Annotated in this window: 19 protein-coding genes; 6 read left to right on the top strand and 13 right to left on the bottom strand. The window is 73.3% G+C overall.

Annotation, left to right across the window (positions count from 1 at the left end; translation table 11 throughout):
* Window positions 1-125: 125 nt before the first annotated feature.
* The gene (locus BJ958_RS06155) at window positions 126-719 is read left to right on the top strand and encodes an Rv1733c family protein (protein WP_179726029.1); all 594 of its coding nucleotides are present in this window, start codon (window positions 126-128) and stop codon (window positions 717-719) included.
* Window positions 720-895: 176 nt separating this feature from the next.
* Entirely contained in the window at window positions 896-1,138 is a 243-nt protein-coding gene (locus BJ958_RS06150; protein WP_179726028.1) for a hypothetical protein, read from the top strand.
* 51 nt (window positions 1,139-1,189) lie between these two features.
* On the opposite strand, the gene BJ958_RS06145 is transcribed toward BJ958_RS06150, so the two are convergent.
* The 7 genes from BJ958_RS06145 to BJ958_RS06115 form a co-directional block, all read right to left on the bottom strand.
* A complete protein-coding gene (locus tag BJ958_RS06145; RefSeq protein WP_343052585.1) occupies window positions 1,190-2,632 on the bottom strand; it encodes an MBL fold metallo-hydrolase in 1,443 nt (480 codons plus the stop codon).
* Complete coding sequence (locus BJ958_RS06140) at window positions 2,629-3,714, bottom strand: DUF2157 domain-containing protein (protein WP_179726027.1); 1,086 nt, start codon at window positions 3,712-3,714, stop codon at window positions 2,629-2,631. Before BJ958_RS06140 ends, BJ958_RS06145 begins: the two co-directional genes overlap by 4 nt.
* A gap of 109 nt (window positions 3,715-3,823) precedes the next feature.
* The gene (locus tag BJ958_RS06135; RefSeq protein WP_179726026.1) at window positions 3,824-6,451 is read right to left on the bottom strand and encodes a bifunctional acetate--CoA ligase family protein/GNAT family N-acetyltransferase; all 2,628 of its coding nucleotides are present in this window, start codon (window positions 6,449-6,451) and stop codon (window positions 3,824-3,826) included.
* On the bottom strand, window positions 6,448-6,891 hold the full coding sequence (locus BJ958_RS06130) for a pyridoxamine 5'-phosphate oxidase family protein (RefSeq protein WP_179726025.1): 444 nt from the start codon (window positions 6,889-6,891) through the stop codon (window positions 6,448-6,450). The genes BJ958_RS06135 and BJ958_RS06130 overlap by 4 nt, the downstream gene beginning before the upstream one ends.
* 5 nt (window positions 6,892-6,896) lie before the next feature.
* A complete protein-coding gene (locus BJ958_RS06125) occupies window positions 6,897-7,454 on the bottom strand; it encodes a CBS domain-containing protein (RefSeq protein WP_179726024.1) in 558 nt (185 codons plus the stop codon).
* A gap of 5 nt (window positions 7,455-7,459) precedes the next feature.
* Window positions 7,460-10,177 carry a pyruvate, phosphate dikinase gene (ppdK, locus tag BJ958_RS06120; RefSeq protein ID WP_343052584.1) on the bottom strand — a complete coding sequence of 906 codons (2,718 nt, stop codon included), beginning with the start codon at window positions 10,175-10,177 and terminating at the stop codon, window positions 7,460-7,462.
* A gap of 62 nt (window positions 10,178-10,239) precedes the next feature.
* The gene (locus BJ958_RS06115; RefSeq protein ID WP_179726022.1) at window positions 10,240-10,485 is read right to left on the bottom strand and encodes an SHOCT domain-containing protein; all 246 of its coding nucleotides are present in this window, start codon (window positions 10,483-10,485) and stop codon (window positions 10,240-10,242) included.
* 164 nt (window positions 10,486-10,649) lie between these two features.
* On the opposite strand from BJ958_RS06115, the gene BJ958_RS06110 reads away from it, so the two are divergent.
* Genes BJ958_RS06110 through BJ958_RS06100 form a run of 3 tightly spaced genes read left to right on the top strand, consistent with a single transcriptional unit; the run spans window position 10,650 to window position 12,369 of the window.
* Window positions 10,650-11,090 carry a DUF1003 domain-containing protein gene (locus BJ958_RS06110; protein WP_179726021.1) on the top strand — a complete coding sequence of 147 codons (441 nt, stop codon included), beginning with the start codon at window positions 10,650-10,652 and terminating at the stop codon, window positions 11,088-11,090.
* A complete protein-coding gene (locus tag BJ958_RS06105) occupies window positions 11,087-11,959 on the top strand; it encodes a hypothetical protein (RefSeq protein ID WP_179726020.1) in 873 nt (290 codons plus the stop codon). The genes BJ958_RS06110 and BJ958_RS06105 overlap by 4 nt, the downstream gene beginning before the upstream one ends.
* On the top strand, window positions 11,956-12,369 hold the full coding sequence (locus BJ958_RS06100) for a hypothetical protein (RefSeq protein ID WP_179726019.1): 414 nt from the start codon (window positions 11,956-11,958) through the stop codon (window positions 12,367-12,369). Before BJ958_RS06105 ends, BJ958_RS06100 begins: the two co-directional genes overlap by 4 nt.
* On the opposite strand, the gene BJ958_RS06095 is transcribed toward BJ958_RS06100, so the two are convergent.
* Genes BJ958_RS06095 through BJ958_RS06070 form a run of 6 tightly spaced genes read right to left on the bottom strand, consistent with a single transcriptional unit; the run spans window position 12,351 to window position 19,303 of the window.
* Complete coding sequence (locus BJ958_RS06095; protein WP_179726018.1) at window positions 12,351-12,566, bottom strand: hypothetical protein; 216 nt, start codon at window positions 12,564-12,566, stop codon at window positions 12,351-12,353. The two genes, BJ958_RS06100 and BJ958_RS06095, sit on opposite strands and share 19 nt — an antisense overlap.
* Window positions 12,563-13,492, bottom strand: coding sequence for a universal stress protein (locus tag BJ958_RS06090; protein WP_179726017.1), 930 nt, complete (start codon window positions 13,490-13,492; stop codon window positions 12,563-12,565). The genes BJ958_RS06095 and BJ958_RS06090 overlap by 4 nt, the downstream gene beginning before the upstream one ends.
* Complete coding sequence (locus tag BJ958_RS06085) at window positions 13,489-16,125, bottom strand: cation-translocating P-type ATPase (RefSeq protein WP_218865620.1); 2,637 nt, start codon at window positions 16,123-16,125, stop codon at window positions 13,489-13,491. The genes BJ958_RS06090 and BJ958_RS06085 overlap by 4 nt, the downstream gene beginning before the upstream one ends.
* Window positions 16,122-17,072 (bottom strand): carbamate kinase, encoded by a 951-nt coding sequence (locus tag BJ958_RS06080; protein WP_179726016.1) that lies wholly within the window; start codon window positions 17,070-17,072, stop codon window positions 16,122-16,124. The genes BJ958_RS06085 and BJ958_RS06080 overlap by 4 nt, the downstream gene beginning before the upstream one ends.
* 1 nt (window position 17,073) lies before the next feature.
* Window positions 17,074-18,075, bottom strand: coding sequence for an ornithine carbamoyltransferase (gene argF, locus BJ958_RS06075; RefSeq protein ID WP_179726015.1), 1,002 nt, complete (start codon window positions 18,073-18,075; stop codon window positions 17,074-17,076).
* 4 nt (window positions 18,076-18,079) lie between these two features.
* Window positions 18,080-19,303, bottom strand: a complete 1,224-nt coding sequence (locus tag BJ958_RS06070; RefSeq protein ID WP_179726014.1) for an arginine deiminase — start codon at window positions 19,301-19,303, stop codon at window positions 18,080-18,082.
* 158 nt (window positions 19,304-19,461) lie between these two features.
* Between BJ958_RS06070 and BJ958_RS06065 the strand changes: the two genes are divergently transcribed.
* Entirely contained in the window at window positions 19,462-21,006 is a 1,545-nt protein-coding gene (locus BJ958_RS06065; RefSeq protein ID WP_179726013.1) for a YfcC family protein, read from the top strand.
* Window positions 21,007-21,011: the final 5 nt, after the last annotated feature.

The raw sequence follows: 21,011 nt of genomic DNA, 5'->3' as shown, positions 1-21,011 counted from the left end.
GGCATTTGGTCCCGTCATGACCTTGGTCCCTCCCGGTCCCGATCCCTTGCCCCTGTCGCTCAGGGGCTCGCAGGAGTGGGATCGACTCGAGGAGCACGACACCGATGCGGAGGAGATGGAGGCCGATGCACGACTTCACGCGGGTAGGCCGTCCGTCGAGCGGCAACCTGGTCCGCCGGATCGGGCTCGACCGCAATCCACTGTGCCGACGCAGCGACCACGTCGAGGCCCGTGCGCGCTTGGCGGCCCTGGTCCTCTGCGCTGTCACCGTCCCCTTCGCGATGGTGGCCGGCGTGCTGGCGCAGGACCACCTGTCCACCAGGGCTGCTCGTGACTTCGCGGGCAGGGAGCATCACACGGCAACGGTCGTGGACGACCCTTCCCTGAGCGCCGCCCGGTCCGTCGTCGTGACCACCGCGCGTGTCGCGTGGACCGACAGGGCGGGCGAGCGGCATGAAGCGATCACCCTCGCACCGGCCGGCACCAGACGTGGCGACCGGATGACCGTCTGGAGCACGCGAAACGGCGCCCTCACCGCTCCGCCCCTCTCCGGGCGGAACGTGCTCGCGCTGGCTGCGCTCGCCGCATCGGGGCTGCTCCTCGGCGTCGTCGCCCTGAGCCTGGTGCTGCTTCGCGCGTTGCGATGGCTGCTCGACCGGAACCGCTTCCGCGACTGGGAGAACGAATGGGCCGAGCTCGACACCGGCCGTCGGCGGTGACCGTGGTGCCCACCGGCTGCCCGTGATCAGCGGCCGAGTCCAGCCACATCTGCCCCGAGAACCAGCGCGGGGCATGACACGCACCCCGCCGGGTACCCGCCGATCTCGGGACCTTGGACCCTGCTCCGCTTGCGAGCGGGGATGCAAGGTGGTCGCTGAGTGCAAGGAGGCTGCCCATGTCGGACCCGCGAGCGCGCCGCGAGGCCCGCCAACACCTCGCTGACCGCTTGATCCTCGAGTACGCGGGTGCGGTCCCGGCCGGCCAGGTGCTGGCCGCGGTCCTACGTGCCGAGCAGCTGCTGCAGGCGTACCACCGGGACGACGGGCAGCGGATGGCTCTGTGCGAGGAGCTCGTCCGGCACCGGCTCGCCGAGAGCGCGACACGACGTCCAGCGCCCCATCTCGTGATCGCGTCCTGAACTCAGCGTGAGCAGCTGCGGGGGCCAAGGGCTGTTCGCCGGTGTTCCCTCTCAGTCCACGCGCACCCGCTCGCCGAGCATGGGGACCACCGCGCAGATGCCCAGCTCGTCCTCGATCCGCTCCGCGAGCGCCGCGGACGAGGCCGGCTCGCCGTGGACGACGTACACCGTCGTCGGGGGCGCGGCGGCCGAGGCCACCCAGGCCACGAGGTCGTCGGCGTCGGCGTGCACCGAGAAGTCGGGGACGTCGACGACCTCGGCCCGCACTGGGACGTAGTGACCGTGGATCTTCAGGTGCCGGGCGCCGTCCTGGAGCTGACGCCCCCGGGTACCGGGCGCCTGGTAGCCGGTGAGGACCACGCAGTTGCGCGGATCCGGGAGCTGGTGGGCCAGGTGGTGGACGACGCGGCCGCCGGTCGCCATCCCGGAGGCCGAGACGATGATGCACGGCTGCTCGGGGTCGTTGAGACGACGGGACTCGGCAGCATCGCGCACGGCGTGGAGGTCGAGCGCTCGCAACCTCTCCAGCGCCTCCGCCCGGTCGGCCCTCAGCTGCGAGGAACCCTCGTGCAGGGCCCGGAGGTAGACCCCCAGCGCCTCGAGCGCCATCGGGCTGTCGACGTGGACCGGCACCCGCGGTATCGCCCCGGCCCGCTCGAGCCGCTCGAGCTCGAGCAGCACGAGCTCGGTCCGGTCGACGGCGAACGCCGGGATGAGCACGGTGCCGCCGCGGGCGACGGTGCGCCGGACGGCACCGGCGAGGACGCCGGGCTCCGCCTCGGGGTGCACGCGGTCGCCGTAGGTGGACTCGAGCACCAGTGCGGTCGCCGCGGCGGGCGGAGGCGGTGGCTCCAGCAGCGGGTGCCCGGCGCGGCCGAGATCGCCGCTGAAGACGACGACGTCGCCCGCGATGTCGACCTCGATCGTCGCCGAGCCGAGGATGTGCCCTGCCGGGTGGAGCCGGACACCCACGGATCCGGTGAGCGCCACGTGCTCGTCGTACGGCAGCGGTGCGAACCGACGCAGCGTTCGCTCGACGTCGTCCGCGGTGTACAACGGCAGCGCGGGCCGGTGCCGAGACCAGCCGGCCTCGTTCGCGTAGCGCGCCTCCTCCTCGAGCAGGTGGGCACTGTCCCTCAGCACGATCGCGGCCAGCGCCGCCGTCTCCTTGCTGCAGTGGATCGGCCCGGAGAAGCCGTCCTTGACCAGCCGTGGGAGCTGCCCGCAGTGGTCGAGGTGGGCGTGGGTGAGCAGGACGGCGTCCACGCTCGCCGGATCGACCGGTAGCGGTTCCCAGTTCCTGCGCCGCATCTCGGAAGGGCCCTGGTAGAGCCCGGCATCGACGAGGACCCGGCTGCGATCGTGCTCGAGCAGGAAGCAGCTGCCCGTGACCGTCCCCGCTGCGCCGAGGAACGTCAGGATCGGGCTGGCCGGACCGGCGGGCGCACCGTGATCGGCACGGGCGGGGGCCCGGTCGGCCACCGGCGCGCTCACCGGGTCGCTCCGACGACCAGGGCCACGGCCACGACCACCACGAGGGATGTGAGCACGGCGAGGCGCGGGTCTCCGTCGTCGTACCTGCGGTGCCGGGATCCCTCGTCCCGACCCGTCCGGGCGATCCACACACCCGCACCGATGAGTCCGCTGCCGGAGACGATGAGCACGAGCGCAGCGGCGAGCGAGCCGCCGAACCAGTCCCGGACCGCCATCGGCAGCACCAGCAGCACGCCGGCGGCACCCACCCCGAGCAACAGCACGTCGCGCAGGCGCAGGGCGAGCAGCACCAGCCCACCGGCGGTGGTCAGGGCCAGCACCGTGCCGGCGTCGGTCTCCGCCGCGAAGATCCCGCCGACGACCGAGGCCACCGCGCCCAGCCAGAACGCGGTGCGTGCCGGGCGGAGCACCCCGCCCCGGGCCAGCAGCAGCCACACGAGGCCGACCGCCCACGGACCGAGACCTGTGACCCTGCTGTGCTCGTCGGCCAGGACCACCGCCGACGCCGCCGTCGCGGACACCGCGACCAGGGTCGCGGCCTGCTGGAGGATCGTGGGACGGGCGCGCCACAGTGCGACGGCGACGACGACCGCTCCTGCGCCGGTGGTCACGGCGGCCGGCCGCTCCGCGAGGTCCATCGCCTGGCCGGTGAGCACGGCCAGGAAACCCGCCGCGAGGGCGACCGAGGCGGCCCAGAGCACCGCTCGCAGGCGAACCCCGGCGGGGCCGGCGGCCCGGGGCACGAAGGTGCCGGCGGTGACCAGTCCCACCGCGGCCAGGCCGAGGACGACCAGCCGCCAGGTGGTGTCCAGGTCGCTCCAGAACCGGTCTGCGAGCAACGCGGCGCCCACCACGACCACGACGCCACCGAGGTAGCCCAGGGCCTCGGGCACCAGCGACGACCGTGCCCTCTCACGCGTGGCACGGGCGTCGCGTTCGGCCTCCCGGAGCCGGCGTGCCTGGTCGGCGGAGATCAGCCCCTCGGAGGTCCAGGCGGCCAGCTGGGTCTCGAGCCGGCGGTCCTCGCCACGCGGCTCAGGCGCGCGGGGCGATTCCGACGTGGACATGCGTGTGGTCGACATCGCAACGACCCTCCTGGTCTCCGGCACGGTGGTCTCACTCATCGACGCTAGGAGCGCCGAGGGCGCGCCGGCAGGGTCCTTGGTCCCCGGGCAGGGGGCCGTGGTGCCGTCAGGTCGGCCGCAGCTGGCGCGGTTGGTCCAGGGACTCCCCCGCCGCCAGGCGCACCTTGACGTCGACGAGGTGGATCCCGTCCTCGGTGACCATCACCGGGTTGAGGTCCAGCTCGGCGATCTCGGGCACGTCGACGGCGAGCTGCCCCAGCGCTGACGCGGCACGCGCGAACGCGTCCACGTCCACCCGCGCCGCACCCCGGAAGCCGTCGAGGAGCGGCCACGTGCGCAGGGTGCGCAGCACCCGCAGGAACTCCCCGGCACCGAACGGTGGCAGCAGGAAGGCCCGGTCATCGGCCAGGTCGGTGCCCACACCTCCGGGCGCCACCATCACCAACGGCCCGAGCACCGGGTCGCGGACCATGCCCAGGGCCATCTCGACGCCGGACACCATCGGCTGCACCAGCAGGCTGCAGGGCCGGCCGGCGCGGCGCTCCAGGTCGTCGGCGGCGACGGCCACCTCCGGGGCGGACATCACGCCGGTGACGACCAGCCGCCGTTCGGTGCGGTGGACCACGTCAGCGCTCGCGACCTTGACCGCGACCGGGAAGCCCATCCGCTCGGCCACCTGCGGTGCCTCCGAGGCGGCCACGACGACGCCGACGGACTCGAGCCCGTAGCGCTGCAGCAGTGGCGCAGCATCCCCCGGGACGACCCAGCCGTCGAGCCCGCTGCGAGCCAGCAGGTCGATGGCGTCGTCACGCGCCTGGCGGGCCCGCACCGGGTCCGGCGCAGGCGCGGGTGGGACGACGTCGCGCCGCCACGCGGCGTAGGACGACGCCCGCCCCAGTGCGGCCACGGCCGCACCGCTCGACCGCAGCGTCGTGACCCCGGGGTGCGGGCCGTCGTCGCCGGCGCCCAGGCCGACCGCGACCACGGGGTGGTGCGGGTAGCGCCGGCGTACGTCGGCCAGTGCGTCCTGGGCACCCGCGACGTCGTTGGTGTCCGTGGCGACCAGGACGACCAGCAGGGCATCGACCTCGGCGGAGGCGAGGACCACGTCGGCGATCGCGGCCAGCCGGCCGGCGTCCGCACCTGCGCCCGCATCGACCGGGTTCGCCGAACCGGCGGTCTGCGAGACGAGCGCACCGACCTCGGCGCGCAGCGACGGGGAGAACGCCGCGACGTCGAGCCCGGCGTCCTGCGCCGCGTCGGCCGCCAGCACACCCAGCCCGCCGGCATTGCTGAGAACCCCGAGCCGCGTCCCGGCCGGGAGCGGCTCGCGGGTCAGCACCGTCACGGTGTCGGCCAGCTCCTCGGCGTCGACCCCGCTCTGCGCGAGGAGGGCCGCCACGCCGACCACCGGGCTCGCCGCAGCGGCGGTGTGGGAGGAACCCGCCCGGCGACCACCGGCGGAGCGCCCGCCGACCACCGCGACCACGGGCTTGCGCTGGGAGAAGCGGCGGGCGAACCGGGCGAACTTGCGGGCGTTGCCGAACGACTCGAGGTAGAGCGCCGCGCAGGTGACCTCCGGGTCGTCGTACCAGGCAGCGAGGAGGTCGTTGCCCGAGACGTCGACCTTGTTGCCGAGCGAGATGAAGGTGCGCACGCCGACCCCGTCGTGGGCCAGCAGGTCCATGAGCGCGATGCCGACGCCGCCGGACTGGCTGGCGACGGCCAGGCCGCCCGGTCGTGGCGCCCGCAGGCCGAAGGTGGCGTTGAGCCGCACCTGTGGAGCGTTGTCGAGCACGCCCAGGCAGTTCGGTCCGACGAGCCGGACGCCATGGCGCCGGGCGGTGCGGCCCAGCTCCTGCTGGAGGCGCGCCCCGTCCGCGCCCATCTCGCCGAAGCCGGACGAGATCACCACGGCACTGCGCGCTCCCCCGGCGATCGCGTCCTCGAGCGCATCGAGGACGTCCGTGACCGGCACGGCGATGACCGCCAGGTCGACCGACGCCCCCTCGGCCAGGCAGGCCCGGGCCGGGACCTCGCCGATGGCGTCGGCGCGGGGGTGGATCGCCACGACGTCCCCGGTGAACCCGTCGCGACGGACGGCACTCAGCACCGCAGCACCGATGCCGGTGCCGTCGCGGCGGGCACCGTAGACGGCGAGCGACCGCGGCGCCAGCAGCGGGCGCAGCGAACGAGCCTCGGAGGCGAACTCACGCTGGTCGGCGGCCTCCTGGACCGCGGGGGTGACGGCGGTGTCCATGCTCAGCTCGCACTCGCCGTGGCTGCTGGTGCGCGTCAGCGTGAAGCCCGCCTTCGCGAAGACGTCGAGCATCCGGTGGTTCTCGGCGAGCACCAGGGCGATGAACCGCCGGATCCCCCGGTCCCGGGCCCGTGCGGCCAGGTGCTCCAGGAGGAGGGTGCCGAGCCCGTGACCGGCGAGCTCGTCGGCCACCAGGAAGGCCACCTCGTAGGTCGTGTCGTCGACGGGTTCCGCGGTGGCCAGGGCGACCAGTCGCTCGCCCGTGAGGGCGACCAGGGCCAATGTCGCCGGGGAGTCGAGCACCCGGTCGACGTACATCCGGGCCGCCCGGGGTCCGCCGCTGAAGAACCGCAGCCGCAGCGCATCGTCGGAGGCACTCTCGTGCAGCTCGTGCAGTCCCGGTCCGTCCCGGTGCTCGAGCGGCCGGATCTGCGCCAGCCCGCCGTCGCTCAGCAGCACCTCGGCCGTCGTCATCGCCCGATCCTGTCCACGGGCAGCCCGGCCGCGAGGTCCCAGCCCGATCCGGTACGACGACCGGTGAGCTCCTCCCAGCGCAGCTGGATCCACACCTCGTCCTCACGTCGGACCCACCGCGGCGGCCCCGAGGTGCGACGCTCGGCGTCGGAGCGCTCGCCCTCGGGCACCCGTTCGCCGTGGCCGCGAGCGACGACCGACCAGCCGTGCCCGCGCTCGTGGTCGACGTGGTCGATCTCCAGGAGCACCGGCTCGCCGTCGGCGTACCGGTCGAGGAGGGATCCCGGGGAGGTGCGGACCCAGACCGCGTCCCCGTGCGTGGTGTAGGTGACCGGGACGATCTCCGGGCGTCCGCCCGCGACGAGGACGATCCGCCCGAACACGCCACGGCGGAGCAGCCGCTCGCACTCGGCGACGTCCAGCTCCTCGAGAGCGCTCATGTCCCTCACCCCCTCCGCACCGCGACCACGCCCGGCGTGGCGACGACGGCATCGATGACGGCATCGATGACGGAGGCCTCCCGGGGGTCGTCGGGGGCGTCCAGACCGGTGAGCTGCACGATGCCGTTGCGGACCCGCACCCGGCACCCCGACACCCGGGCGTGGGCGAGGACATCGGCCACGTCTTCCTCCAGCTTCTCGTCGTCGTGCGCGAAGACGCGGACCAGGTCACTACGGCTGACCACCCCGACGACCTGGTCAGCGGCGTCCACGACCGGCAGGCTCTTGACCGCGGTGCGGGTCAGGACCTCGCGCAGCTCGGCCACGTCCGTCTCTGGGTGCACGAGTGCGACGACCCGGCTCATCGCCTCCCCCACCGGGTCCGTGAGACGCGCCCGGGCGATGACGTCGGCCTCGCTGACCACGCCGACGATCCGCCCTTCCTCGTCGACCACCGGCAGTGCGGTGACGGCGTGGCGGGCGAGGACGCGTCCTGCGGCGCCGATCGGCTGGTCCGTCCGGATCGTCACCGGCCGGGCGTTCATGATGTCCTTCACCAGCACCGCGATCACCCCACCGTCGCCAGGAGCGGTACGTCGAGCTCGTCGAAGCGGTCCGGTGGGCACCCCTGCGCCAGGACCGCTGCCCGGCCGGCCTCCAGGCGAGCGACCGGGACCCGGAACGGCGAGCAGGACAGGTAGGTGACGCCGATCCCGGCGAGGAAGCCGATCGAGGCGGGATCTCCCGCGTGCTCCCCGCACACGCCGACCGGGATGCCCGGGCGGGTCCGCCGGGCACCGACGACCGCACGAGCGGCCAGCTCGCCGACTCCCTCCTGGTCGAGGGTCGCGAACGGCGAGACCCGCAGCAGTCCCTCGTCGAGGTAGCGGGGCAGGAACGAGCGCTCGGCGTCGTCGCGCGACAGCCCCCAGGTCAGCTGGGTCAGGTCGTTGGTGCCCAACGACACGAAGCCGGCCACCTCGGCGATCCGGGCGGCCGTCACCGCGGCGCGGGGCGTCTCGACCATGGCTCCGAGCCGGTAGGTCACCCGGCCGCGGCGGGTCGCGACGTCGTCCGCGGCCCGGGCGACGGACCGGGCGACCGCGGTGAGCTCCTCCACCGAGCTCACCATCGGAACCATCAGCTCGAGGTCGAAGGCGCGTCCGCGGTCGCGTGCGTCGGCCGCTGCCTCGAAGGCCGCCAGTGCCTGGGCGACGACCAGCTCGGGCCGCACGATCGCGAGCCGCACGCCGCGCAACCCGGTCATCGGGTTCGCCTCGTGGTGGCGTCGTACGGCGGCCAGCCTGGCCTGGAGCGCCTCGTCCGGGCAGCCCCGGGCGGCAGCGGTCGCCACCCGTACCGCCAGGTCCGTGAGGTCCGGCAGGAACTCGTGTGCCGGGGCGTCCAGCAGACGGATCGTCACGGGACGGCCGTCCGCTGCGGCGAGCAGGACGGCGAAGCTCTCGCGCTGGAGGGCGGTCAGCTCGCGCAGCGCCGCCTCCCGCTCGGCGTCGGTGCCGATCAGGACGCGCTCGACGTAGGTCCGGCGGTCGCCGAGGAACATGTGCTCGGTGCGGACCAGGCCGACACCCTCGGCGCCGTACCGCAGGGCCCGAGCGATGTCGTGCCCGGACTCGGCGTTCGCGCGGACACCGACACGACGGGTCCGGTCGGCGTGGGCCAGCAGTCTCTCGACGGCAGACACCAGTGGGGAGTCGATGGCCTCCCCGTCGAGCCAACGGGTCACCTCCGAGGGCACGGTGCGGTGATGACCGTGGTAGACGCGCCCGGTCCCGCCGTCCACCGAGACCACGTCTCCCTCGGCGAACAGGCGATGTCCGGCCAGGCTCACCCGGCGGCTGGCCAGGTCGATCTCGAGTCCCTCCACACCGCACACGGCGGGCAGGCCCATGCCGCGTGCGACGACGGCCGCGTGCGAGGTGCGGCCGCCCCGGGCGGTGACCACCGCGCGCGCAGCGACCATGCCCGGCAGGTCGTCGGCCCGGGTCTCGGGGCGGACCAGCACGACGTCCTCGCCACGCGCGGCGAGGGTCACCGCGGTGGCACTGTCGAGCACGACCCTGCCGACCGCGGCGCCCGGCGAGGCGGCGAGCCCCACCGCGGCCGGCCGCCCGGCCGAGCCTGCGTCGAGCTGCGGGAACATCAGCTGCGTGAGCTGGTCACCGCTCACGCGCACCAGGGCCTCGTCGTCGGTGATCATCCCCTCCTCGACCAGGTCGGCCGCGATCCGGAAGGCCGCGGCGGGGCTGCGCTTGCCGACCCTGGTCTGCAGGATCCAGAGCCGGCCGTCCTCGATGGTGAACTCGATGTCGCACAGGTCGCGGTAGTGGTGCTCCAGGGTGCTCAGGATCGAGCGGAGCCGCCGGTACGACGGCAGGTCGATCTCCCTCAGTCGCGCCAGCGGCACGGCGGTCCGGGCCCCGGAGACGACGTCCTCGCCCTGGGCGTCGGCGAGGTACTCCCCGTAGTCGCCGAGCGCGCCGGTGGCGGGATCACGGGTGAAGGCGACCCCGCTCCCGGACGTCGCGCCTCGGTTGCCGAAGACCATGGCCTGGACGTTGACGGCGGTCCCGAGATGGTCGGGGATGCCGAACCTGCGGCGGTAGACGCGGGCACGTTCGCCCTGCCAGGACGCGAACACGGCGTCGATGGCGAGATCGAGCTGCTCGCGCGGGTCCTGGGGAAGGTCACGGCCCGCGACCTCCTGGCACAGGGCCCTGCCGCGCTCGACGAGGTCGCGGAGTCCGTCGGCGTCCAGCGCCGGGAGGCCGTCGACACCTCGCTCGGCGACCACGGTCGCGGTGAGCGCGGCGAACCGTGCGGCGGCAACGCCGAGGACGGTCTCCCCGAACATCTGCACGAGCCGCCGGTAGCAGTCCCAGGCGAACCGCTCGTCCCCCGAGATCCGGGCGACGGCGAGAACGGTCTCGTCGTTGAGGCCGATGTCGAGGATGGTGTCCATCATGCCGGGCATCGAGCTCGCCGCGCCGGATCGCACCGCGAGGAGGAGCGGCCGTTCCGGGTCGCCGAGGACGAGTCCGGTGCGGTCCTCGAGGAGCGCGAGCTGGTGCTCGACGTCACCCGCCATCCCGGCCGGCCGGCGGCCGTGCTCGAGCACTTGGCGGCAGGCAGCGGTCGTGATCGTGAAGCCCGGTGGCACCGGCAGGCCGAGCTGCACCATGCGGGCCAGCTCGGCGCCCTTGCCGCCGAGCAGGTCGCGGTCGGGAGTGCCGGGGGCGTCGAAGGAGTGGACGTAGCTGGTCACGCGAGGATCCTCACCGGACCGGGTGGGCCCGGTGCAGGGCCGAAGGTCCCCAGACCGGGAGGTCATCGGGGCCGTGCCACCGGGCGGCGGTCGGTGATCGCCTGCCACAGCCGGGTGTACTCCTCGACGTCGATCTCGCCCCGGGCGAGCCGCTCGTCGAGGATGTCGAGCGGGTCGGACGACACCCGGTCCCGCCCGAGCCACCGGGCGCCGAGGTAGACCGCCGCGCCCACGAGGCCCCAGGACACCACCATCACGAGCAGCATGCCCGGCCAGCCGAAGTAGTAGTGCCCGTCGTCCCACATCATCGTCCTGCTCCTTCTCGTCGTGGCAGTGGTGTCGTTCCCGACCATGCCGCCGCGGTCCGACGCAGGTCAGGGGCCAACCGCCTCCGCGTCCGGGACCAAGTGCCTGCCGGCCGGGAACACTCCGTCCCTGCCCGGCTCGGCGCCGCGCTCCTAGCGTCGGAGGCATGCAACGACCTCCCGCCCCGGGCCACCGCAGCTCCGGTGTCGCCCGCCACCCGGGCATCGAGCGCTACTTCCAGCGCCGCGCGGAGGACTGGCAGGCCCGGTTGGCCGACGCGATCACCGCGTTCGCCGGGTCGATGCCGTTCGTGTGGATCCACACTGCGGTGTTCGCGCTCTGGATGCTCGCCGCCGAGCGCAGCCCGTGGCCGACCCTCACCCTGGTGGTCTCGCTCGAGGCGATCTTCTTGTCGACCTTCGTCATGATCGGCCAGAACCGCCAGGCCGAGGTCCAGCGGGCGAAGGCGGACCACGACTTCGTCGAGCAGGAGCTCGAGCTGAAGACCAACACCGAGCTCACCCGCCAGATCCACGCGCTGACCCAGGAGCTGCACCGTCGGCTGCTCGACACCGGCGCGAGGCCGACCGAAGGCGTCGAGGCATGAGCAGCCCGGGCGCGGTGACGACCCCGGTGCCGTCACCCGCCGCCCCGACCGGACGCTCCGACCGAGCCCTCGGTCCCGTGCTGCTGACGCTCGCCGTCCTGCTCGTCCTCAACAGCGCACTCGGCCCGTTGGGGACCGACGCGCTCGCGTATCCCCTGCCGGACTCGCTGCTCAACCAGCTGATCGGCCTCGAGCTGGTCACGGTGCTGCTCGTGGTTCCGGTCCTGGTCACCGCGGCCGTGCTGGCGCTGCACGCCCGGCCGGGAGCGGCGACGCTCGCCCTCGGGCCGACCGGCTACGCGGCCTACATGTTCGTGCAGTACGTCGTCGGACCCGAGCGCCTCGCCTACTCACCGGCCGTCCTGCTGCATCTCGCGATCGCGACGCTCGCGGGCGTTGCGGGGGTGTGGTGCTGGCGCCGGGCCGTCGCGACCCCGGTCGCCGGGATCGGTGAGCGCACCAGGCGAGCACGGGGCGCGTGGTTGCTCCTCCTCGTGGCCTTCGTCGTGGCGCGGTACCTTCCGGTGCTCGCGGGCTCGGTGACGGCGGGCCCGATCCCGGCCGAGTACGCCGAGGCCCCTGCGTTCTTCTGGACGATCGTGCTGCTCGACCTGGGTGTCGTCGTACCGCTCACCGTCGCGGCGGCCGTCGCGATCGGCCTCGACCGCCCATCGGCCAGCGCCGCCTGGTTCGGGGTGGTCTCCTGGTTCGCGCTCGTCCCGCCCTCCGTCGCGGCGATGGTCGTGCGCGACGACCCGCACGCCTCGGTGGTGACGCTGGCGGTCACCACGACGGCCAGCATCGCGTTCGCCGTGCCCGCGGTGCGGGCCGGCAGCCTGCTGCTGCGCAGGGCGTTGGCACAGCCATGACGACGGCACCACGTCGAGGGGAGGCGGGCGGCCTCGGACGCTTCGTCGTGGGCGGCTTCTTCCTCGTCACCGGGGGCGTCCACCTCGGCATCGTCGCGGCGGACCCGGACTTCTACCGGCCGTTCGCCGACGGCGCTCTCCTGCCGTTCGTCCGCGAGGGGTGGGCCGACATCGTGATGGCGCGTCCCGAGCTCTACGGCCTGCTGCTCATGGCAGGCGAGATCGCGCTCGGCGTGTGCCTGCTCGTCGGCGGTCGCGCGGCCCGGGTCGGCTGGGCGGGCGTGATCGCCTTCCACCTGCTGCTGGTGCTCTTCGGCTGGGGGTTCCTCCTCTGGGTCGTGCCGGCCCTGGCCGTCCTCGTGCCACTCGCGTGGCGGGACCTCAGCCGGCCTCAGCCCCGGCGCTCCTGAGCCTGGTCCCGGGCCCTGACGGATCCAGCCCCGGACCTCGTCGTCGACCTCGGCCGGGGCACGGAGCGGTGGGCGACCTGGGCACGGCTGACCCGCACCTCCACGCCGCCGACCGCGGTGAGCTCGCTGAGCAGACGAGCGTGGATGCGCAGCGCCGTCCGGTCGCCCTCGAAGAAGTCCTCGAGCGCCCCGATCATCGCAGCAGGGTGCCCGCGTGCTCCAGCTCGAGGTCCAGGGGCGGGAGCTCCGCCTTCGTGGCGGGCACCAGCAGGACCGGGCAGTCCGCGGCGTGCAGCACGGGACGCAGCACGCCGCCGAGGTGGGGACCGAGCACCGGTGCCTCGCCGCGCAGCAGCACCACGAGGTCAGCCGCGGCCGATTCCTCGAGGAGGTCGGTGCGCGGGTCGGCGACGTGGACCTCGACGTGGACGACGACGCCGGGGAACGCTCGCCGCCAGGGACCGAGCAGGTCGTCGATCGCTGCCACGGCTCGTTCGACCAGCAGGACCTGGGGTGTCCACCCGTCCGGGCGGTGGCCCACGACCCGGTCATCGGGCTCCCACGCGTGCACGACACGCAGCGCCGCGCCGGACTGCTCGGCCCGCCGGAATGCCGCGCCGAGCAGCTCGGTGCTGTGTGCGGGCGCCTTCAGGGCGACCACCACCCGCTGCCGAGGCACCTGGTCGTCACGCCAGCCCTCGGGTACGACCACCAGCGGCGCACCGGCGTGCGCCGCGACGTCCTCCGTGGTGGCTCCGCCGAGGAGTCGGCGCAGTCCGGTGCGGTGCTCCCGGCCGATCACGAGGAGGCGGGCGTCCTCGGCCGCACCCAGCAGCACGGAGGCCGGCGCACCATGGCAGGTGACGACCTGCACCTCGACGTCGTCGGCCAGCCGTGCGACCTCGGACCGTACCGTGGCCTCGACCTGTTGGCGCTCGGCGTCCAGCTCCTCCGCGAGGACCGGGAGGTCCAGGAACGCCGAGGTCTGCAGCGGCATGGCATGAACGATCCGCAGGGGCACGTCGCTGCGGCGTGCCTCGGCGAGCGCGTAGCGGAGCGCACCGCTGCTGGCGTAGGTGCCGTCGTGCCCGACGACGACCGGGCGTGGCGGGGTGGTGGTCATGGTTCCTCCTCGGGGTCGCTCCGAGCCTCGCTGCCGGCCCCGGGCCCTGGCAGGGCCGCCGCGCCCGTGCCCGCGGGGACCTTGGTCCCACGCAGCGTCTTGGCCACGCCGTCGACCAGGACCAGGGCCCCGGCCGACGCGACGACCAGGAGCCAGCCGCCGGGGTCCGGGAAGCTGCCGCCGAGCAGGTCCGCGACCGGTGGGACACCGAGGAAGACCATGAGCAGCAGCAGCTCGGCGCCGACGGCCAGCAGGACCAGCCGGTTGCCGAGCAGGTCGAGGCGCCACACGGGCAGGCGGGTGCTTCGGCAGGCGAAGGCGTTGGCCACCTGGGTGCCGGCGATCACCGCGAAGGCGGTGCCCGAGGCGAGCGCCAGGGTCGGTCCCGGCGGGGTCTGCCCCCACCGCCAGCCGTGCGCCAGCAGCACGACGCTGAAGGCGGTCAGTGCGAGGACCGCCTCCGTCAGCCCGAGCACCAGGAACGCCCGGACCGCCAGGGCGCGGTCGATCAGCGTGCGGCGACGACGTCCGCGCATCACGTCGGCCCGCCCCGGCTCGGCCCCCAGTGCGAGGGCCGGCAGCATGTCCGTGCCGATGTCGAGCGCCAAGACCTGGAGCACGCCGATGGCGAGGGGGAAGCTGCCGCCGCTCAGGGCCCAGGCGGCGAACGGCGCCAGCTCGGCGACGTTGTCGGTCAGGTGGAAGGTGAGGAAGCGGCGCACGTTCTGCGTCGTCGCGCGGCCGAGCTCCACGGCGCTGACGATGGTCGCGAAGTGGTCGTCGAGGAGCACCAGGTCGGACGCCTCGCGTGCCACGTCACTGCCGCTGGCTCCCATCGCGACGCCGACGTCCGCGGTGCGCAGTGCCGGGGCGTCGTTGACACCGTCGCCGGTCATCGCGACCACGTGCCCGTGGCCCCGCAGCGCGCGGGCGATCCTGAGCTTGTCGGCGGGCGCCACGCGGGCGACCACCGCACCCCGGTCCGTGTCGAGCAGGACGGCGAGCTCGCGGTCGTCCGCAGGCAGGTCCTTGCCCTCGACGACCACCCCGCCGTCGTGCAGCAGGCCGACCTGGCGCGCGATCGCCTGCGCCGTGCGCGGGTGGTCGCCGGTGAGCATGGCGACCCGGATCCCCGCGCGACGGCACTGCCCGAGAGCCTGGGCGACGTCGGGACGCGGCGGGTCCTGGAGGCCGAGCAGCCCGTGGAACGTCAGGTCGTGCTCGTCGGCCTCCCCGGCGTCCTCGGCACTGGTGCGACCGGCGACGGCGAGGACGCGCAGGCCGACGTCGGTGAGCTCGACGAGGGCCGCACGGATGCCCGGCGGAACGTCCCGGCAGCGCGTCAGCACTGCTTCCGGCGCCCCGAGGACGGAGACCTGTCCGTCGTACCACGCCGAGCTCACCATCCGCTCGGCTGTGTAGGGGCGTCGGACGACCACGTCCTCCACCGGGGAGCCGACCCGGAGGGCCAGGGCGTGCAACGCCGCCTCCATCGGGTCGCCGAGCGGGGACCAGGCACCGTCCTTCTCCCGGACCCGGCCCGTCACGCACCGCAGGGCCGAGAGGGCGGCCTGCCGCAGCTCGCTCGGGTCGCCGGTCCCGGTCACTGCTGCGGTCGGTGCATAGCCGATGCCTGCGACGTCGTGGCGCCCGGACGGCGTGACCACCGTGACGACGTTCATCCGGTTCTGGGTGATGGTGCCGGTCTTGTCGGTGCAGATGAAGGTGGTGGCACCCAGTGTCTCCACCGCGTCGAGGCGCCGCACCAGCGCCCGCTCGCCGGCCATCCGCTGGGCGCCGCGCGCCAGCGACAGGGTGACGGTCGGCAGCAGCCCCTCCGGAACGAGCGCGACCGAGACTCCGACGCCGAACAGGAACGCCTGGGTGGCGTCCAGTCCGAGGGCGAGGGAGCCGAGGCCGAGCCCGATGCCCACGGTGAACGCCACGACCGCCACCACCCGCACGACCTTGCGCAGCTGCACGGTGAGCGGGCTCGGCGGACGATGGGCCGTCTCCGAGAGCCGGGAGATCCCCGCGAGCGTGGTCTCGGGACCGACCGCCACCACCCGGGTCCGGGCCCGCCCCTGCGTGACGAAGGTGCCCGACATGAGCGTGTCCCCGGCCTCGTGCGGGACCGCGGCGCTCTCCCCCGTCAGCAGCGACTCGTCGAGTGCCAGCCCTTCGGCCGAGACCACCTGGAGGTCGGCCCCGACCCGGTCGCCGGCCTCGACCAGCACGATGTCGTCGACCACGAGCTGGCCGACGTCGAGTGCCACCTGGTGACCTGACCGCACGACCAGCGCCCGCGTCGGGAGCAGCGCGCGCAGGCGCTCGGTCGACCGGTCGGCGTGGAACTCCTGCCAGAAGGCGAACAGCGCGTTCAGCACGACGATCAGTGAGATCGCCACGCCCAGCTCCGGCATTCCCGCGATCACGGCGAGCCCGGCCGCGACCCAGAGCAGGACCGCGAGCAGGTGGGTCATCTGGTCGGCGAGCAGCCGCCACGTGGGCTTGCGTCGAGCAGGAGGTACGACGTTCGCGCCGTGCACACGACGGCTCTCCTCGACCTGCTCCTCGTCGAGCCCTGCCACGAGGCCACCACCGAGCGACACGGTGTGGACCGAGCCACTCACGGTGCCGCTCCCGGTGCCGGCACCGGTCCCTCGTAGCGACCCGACGGCGTCACGACGGTGCCCGAGGTCCCGTCGAGGATCGCCGCCACGTTCTCGAGCGCACCGATGGCCGCCATGCCCCCGGTGAGCTCCACGAACCGGCACACGGCCTCGACCTTCGGGCCCATCGACCCAGCAGGCAGGTCGAGCTGGCGAAGGCCGGCGGGGGTCTCCCGGTGGATCGCGGCCTGGTTCGGCGTGCCGAATCCGCGCATCACGGCCGGCACGTCGGTGAGGACGAGCAGCGCGTCCGCGTCCAGCGCCTCGGCCAGCACGGCGCTGGTGAGGTCCTTGTCGACGACGGCCTCGACCCCCTGGAGCTCACCGACCTCGTCGCGCACGACGGGCACGCCACCGCCGCCGGCGCACACCACCACGGCACCGAGGCGCAGCAGCGCGCGGATGAGCGGCGTCTCCACCACCCGCTCGGGCCGTGGCGAGCCGACCACCCGGCGCCACCCGGCGCCGTCGGGGCGCACCGTCCAGCCACGCTCGGAGGCCAGGCGCCGTGCCTCGGCCTCGGGATAGACCTCGCCCACGAACTTGGTGGGCTGGTCGAACGCGGGGTCCGCCGCGGACACCAGGGTCTGGTTGACGATCGCCGCGACCTGTCGTCCGGGCAGGCGGTTCTGCAGCGCCTGGAGCAGCCAGTACCCGATCATCCCCTGGGTCTGGGCGCCGAGCACGTCGAAGGGGTACGGCGTGGTCAGGCGTGGGTCGGAGGCGCTCTGCAGGGCGAGGACCCCGACCTGTGGACCGTTGCCGTGCGTGATCACCAGCTCGTGCCGGGCGGCGAGGGGTGCCAGGGCGGCGACCGCCCGGCGTACGTTGGCCTCCTGGACGTCTGCGTCGGGCCGCTCTCCCCTGGTCAGCAGGGCGTTGCCGCCGAGGGCGACCACGATGCGCACCTCAGTCCCCCAGCGTCGCGACGAGGACGGCCTTGATGGTGTGCATCCGGTTCTCCGCCTGGTCGAACACGATGGAGTGCTGCGACTCGAAGACCTCGTCGGTGACCTCGAGCGCGCTCAGCCCGGTCTGCTGGAAGATCTCCTCGCCGACCGTCGTGTGCCGGTCGTGGAACGCGGGCAGGCAGTGCATGAACCGGACCGTGCTGTTGCCGGTGGCCTTCACGACCTCGGCGTCGACCCGGTAGTCGCGCAGCAGCGCGATCCGCTCGGGCCAGCGCTCCTTCGGCTCACCCATCGAGAGCCACACGTCGGTGTAGAGGAAGTCGACACCGGCAACGCCCTGCGCGACGTCCTCGGTCAGGTTCAGCCGCGCGCCCGTCTGCTCCGCGAGGCTGCGTGCCCGGGCCACGACGTCGTCCGAGGGCCACAGTGCGCGCGGCGCCACGACGCGGACGTCCATGCCCATCATCGCGCCCGCGACGAGCAGCGAGTTCCCCACGTTGTTCCGGGCGTCGCCGAGGTAGGCGAAGGCGATCTCGTGGTCCGGCTTCCCGGCGTGCTCGCGCATCGTCAGCATGTCGCACAGCGTCTGGGTCGGGTGCCACTCGTCGGTCAGACCGTTCCAGACGGGGACGCCGGACCGCTCGGCGAGCACCTCGACGTCGGCCTGCCGCGAGCCGCGGTACTCGATGCCGTCGTACATCCGCCCGAGGACGCGGGCGGTGTCAGCCATCGACTCCTTGTGGCCGATCTGCGAGCCCGACGGGTCGAGGTAGGTCACGCCGGCGCCCTGGTCGCGAGCGGCGACCTCGAAGGCGCACCGGGTCCGGGTCGAGGTCTTCTCGAAGATCAGCGCGATGTTCTTGCCGGTCAGGCGCGGCTGCTCGGTCCCGGCCCGTTTGGCCGCCTTCAGGGTCGCCGAGAGGTCGAGGAGGTAGTGCCACTCGTCCGGGGTCAGGTCCAGCTCCTTGAGGAAGGACCGGTTGCGCAGCGGAGATCCCATCTGCTCAGATCCCGTCACGCTCGATCGGGCAGGTCATGCACCGCGGACCGCCCCGGCCGCGACCCAGCTCGCTGCCCTCGATCGTGATCACCTCGATGCCGCTCTTGCGCAGGTGCGTGTTCGTGGTGACGTTGCGCTCGTAGGCGACGACCACGCCGGGGCGGACCGCGAGCACGTTGCACCCGTCGTCCCACTGCTCCCGCTCGGCCGAGCGCACGTCCTGGGTCGGGGTGAGCACCCGGATCCGGCTCAGCCCGAGGGCCGCGGCGATCGCGGAGTGCATCTCCTCGGGAGCGTGGGCCGTCACCGCGAGCTCCTTGTCGGTGTCGCCCGGCTCGATCGTGTACGCCGGCAGCGCGCCGAGCCCGGCGTACTGGGTGAACGTCTCCTCGTCGACCATCGTCATCACCGTGTCGAGATGCATGAAGGCACGCTTCTGCGGCATCGCGAGCGCCACGATCCGCCGCGCGCTGCCGGCGTCGAAGATCCGCCGCGCCATCCGCTCGACGCCCTGGGGCGTGGTCCGCTCACTCATGCCGACCAGGACCGAGCCGCGACCCAGGACCAGCATGTCACCGCCCTCGGTCGTCGCCGGAGCCCCGGCCGTGCCGTCGGCCCACCACCGGAAGCCGGCCCTGGCGAAGGCCGGGTGCCAGCGGTAGATCGCCTCGTAGTGGACCGTCTCGCGGGTCCGGGCCCGCTTGCGCATGGCGTTGACCGAGACCCCGTCGTAGACCCATGCCGAGGTGTCGCGGGTGAACAGGTGGTTGGGGAGCGGCGCGACGACGAAGTCGTCGGGCGCCATGGTCTGGACCACGACCGACCGCGGCTCCTCGATGTGCTCGAGCAGCTCTCGCTTGGTGAGTCCCCCGATGAGCAGCGTCGCGAGCTCCTCCGCGCCGAGCGCGCTGCCGAGGTTGTGCAGCGCGTCGGCCGCGAGCGGCCCGTAGACCCTCTCGTCGAAGGTGAGGTCGAGGACGTGTCGCCGCGCCTCCGGGATCTCCATCGTCTCGGCGAGCAGCCGGTCGAGCAGGTGCACGACGACACCCTGGTCGCGCAGCACCTCCGCGAACGCGTCGTGCTCCTGCTTGGCGCGCTTGACCCACAGCACGTCGTCGAACAGGTAGGCGTCCTTGTTGGTCGGCGTCAGGCGCATCAGCTCGAGCCCGGGCCGGTGCAGGATCGCCTGGCGCAGCGCGCCCACCTCGGAGTCGACGTGCAGGTTCATGGAGCTTCCTCTCTCGTTTCCTGGAGCCGATCCTGCGTGGCGCGGCGCCCGTGCGGAGGGGTCCTAGGTCCCGAGGCCTGGGGCACATCGACCGATCTCGGCGCCGGTGCGGCGGTGATTGCGTGGTACGGACACGGCATCCACAGGAGGTACCCACGATGAGCACGACCCACCGAGCCGACCGACCGAGCGCTCCACCACCCGCCGGCGGCGACGCCCCCGCTCGTCGCAGCTTCCACTTCCCGAGCGCTTTCGCCGTCCTGTTCGGCGTCACGATCGCGGTGTGGCTGCTCGCCTTCGTCATCCCGTCCGGCACCTACCAGACCGACGCCGACAGCGGCCGTCCCATCCCCGGGAGCTACGCCGCCTCGGACAGCGGGCTGTCCTTCGGCGACCGGCTCATGGACCTCTTCATGGCGCCGGTCAACGGGCTGTACGGCATCCTCAACTCCGACGGGAAGATCGGGCCGTACGAGTCCGGCGAGCTCTACGGTGCCGCCGGCGTCTTCCTCTTCGTGCTGGCGATCGGCATCTTCATCACCATGGCCATGCGCACGGGCGCGATCGACGACGGCGTCGCCCGGGTGGCCCAGCGGATGAGCGGGCGCGGAACCGCGCTCATCGCGGTGCTGATGATCCTCTTCTCGATCGGTGGCACCACCGAGGGCATGGCCGAGGAGACCCTCGGCTTCTACGCGCTCCTCATCCCGTTGATGCTCGCGCTGGGCTATGACCGGATGGTCGCCGCGGCCACCATCTTGGTGGGCGCGGGCATCGGTGTGCTCGCCTCGACCGTCAACCCGTTCGCGACCGGCGTCGCCTCCGATGCCGCGGACATCTCGATCGGCGACGGCATCGGCTACCGGTTCCTGATGTACCTCGTGCTGGTGCCGGTGGCCGTGTGGTGGGTCACCCGCTACGCGCGCCGGGTCAAGGCGGACCCGTCCCGCTCGCTGGTCGGCCCGGTCGTCGGCGACGACGAGCTGCGCGGCCACGGGCTGCGCGACGTCGCACACCTGACCGGACGCCAGAAGTCCGTGCTGGCCATCGTCGCGGCGACGTTCGCCTTCATGATCTTCGCGATCGTGCCGTGGGCGCAGGTCATCCACGGTCCGGACGCGTCCAGCTTCGCCTGGCAGCTCGACTGGTACTTCCCCGAGCTCGCCGCCCTGTTCCTCGTCATGTCCCTCGTGGTCGGCGTGGTCGGCGGCCTCGGCGAGCACGGCGTCAGCGAGGCGCTCACCCGCGGTGCCGGCGACTTCGTCGGGGTCGGCCTCATCATCGTGCTCGCCCGTGGCGTCACCGTGATCATGAACAACACCGAGATCACCGGCACGGTGCTGCACGCGATGGAGAACACCGTCAGCGGCACCTCGTCCGGCGTCTTCGGCGCCGTCATGTTCCTCATCAACGTCCCGCTTGCATTCCTGGTGCCCTCCACGTCCGGGCACGCCGCCCTGGCCATGCCGATCCTGGCGCCGCTCGCCGACTTCGCCGGCGTCCAGCGCTCGATCGTCGTGACCGCCTTCCAGTCCGCCTCGGGCGTGGTCAACCTGATCACCCCGACCTCGGCGGTCGTGATGGGCGGCCTCGCGCTCGCGAAGGTCCGCTACGACCAGTACCTGCGCTTCGTCCTCCCGCTGGTCGGGATCCTCCTCGTCCTGGGCACCGCCGCGCTGGCGTTCGGGGCCGTGATGTCCTGAGGAGC

This window comes from Nocardioides kongjuensis, assembly GCF_013409625.1.
Taxonomy (GTDB): domain Bacteria; phylum Actinomycetota; class Actinomycetes; order Propionibacteriales; family Nocardioidaceae; genus Nocardioides; species Nocardioides kongjuensis.
This window is presented reverse-complemented; position numbering and strand designations above follow the sequence as displayed.

Coding starts and splice junctions, on each gene's coding strand:
- BJ958_RS06115 (WP_179726022.1), bottom strand. CDS start 10,485: ATGATGTGGGACGACGGGCACTACTACTTCGGCTGGCCGGGCATGCTG.
- BJ958_RS06130 (WP_179726025.1), bottom strand. CDS start 6,891: ATGAGCGCTCTCGAGGAGCTGGACGTCGCCGAGTGCGAGCGGCTGCTC.
- BJ958_RS06150 (WP_179726028.1), top strand. CDS start 896: ATGTCGGACCCGCGAGCGCGCCGCGAGGCCCGCCAACACCTCGCTGAC.
- BJ958_RS06105 (WP_179726020.1), top strand. CDS start 11,087: ATGAGCAGCCCGGGCGCGGTGACGACCCCGGTGCCGTCACCCGCCGCC.
- BJ958_RS06065 (WP_179726013.1), top strand. CDS start 19,462: ATGAGCACGACCCACCGAGCCGACCGACCGAGCGCTCCACCACCCGCC.
- BJ958_RS06140 (WP_179726027.1), bottom strand. CDS start 3,714: ATGTCGACCACACGCATGTCCACGTCGGAATCGCCCCGCGCGCCTGAG.
- BJ958_RS06070 (WP_179726014.1), bottom strand. CDS start 19,303: ATGAACCTGCACGTCGACTCCGAGGTGGGCGCGCTGCGCCAGGCGATC.
- BJ958_RS06095 (WP_179726018.1), bottom strand. CDS start 12,566: ATGATCGGGGCGCTCGAGGACTTCTTCGAGGGCGACCGGACGGCGCTG.
- BJ958_RS06100 (WP_179726019.1), top strand. CDS start 11,956: ATGACGACGGCACCACGTCGAGGGGAGGCGGGCGGCCTCGGACGCTTC.
- BJ958_RS06135 (WP_179726026.1), bottom strand. CDS start 6,451: ATGACGACGGCCGAGGTGCTGCTGAGCGACGGCGGGCTGGCGCAGATC.
- argF (WP_179726015.1), bottom strand. CDS start 18,075: ATGGGATCTCCGCTGCGCAACCGGTCCTTCCTCAAGGAGCTGGACCTG.
- BJ958_RS06110 (WP_179726021.1), top strand. CDS start 10,650: ATGCAACGACCTCCCGCCCCGGGCCACCGCAGCTCCGGTGTCGCCCGC.
- BJ958_RS06090 (WP_179726017.1), bottom strand. CDS start 13,492: ATGACCACCACCCCGCCACGCCCGGTCGTCGTCGGGCACGACGGCACC.
- BJ958_RS06155 (WP_179726029.1), top strand. CDS start 126: ATGCACGACTTCACGCGGGTAGGCCGTCCGTCGAGCGGCAACCTGGTC.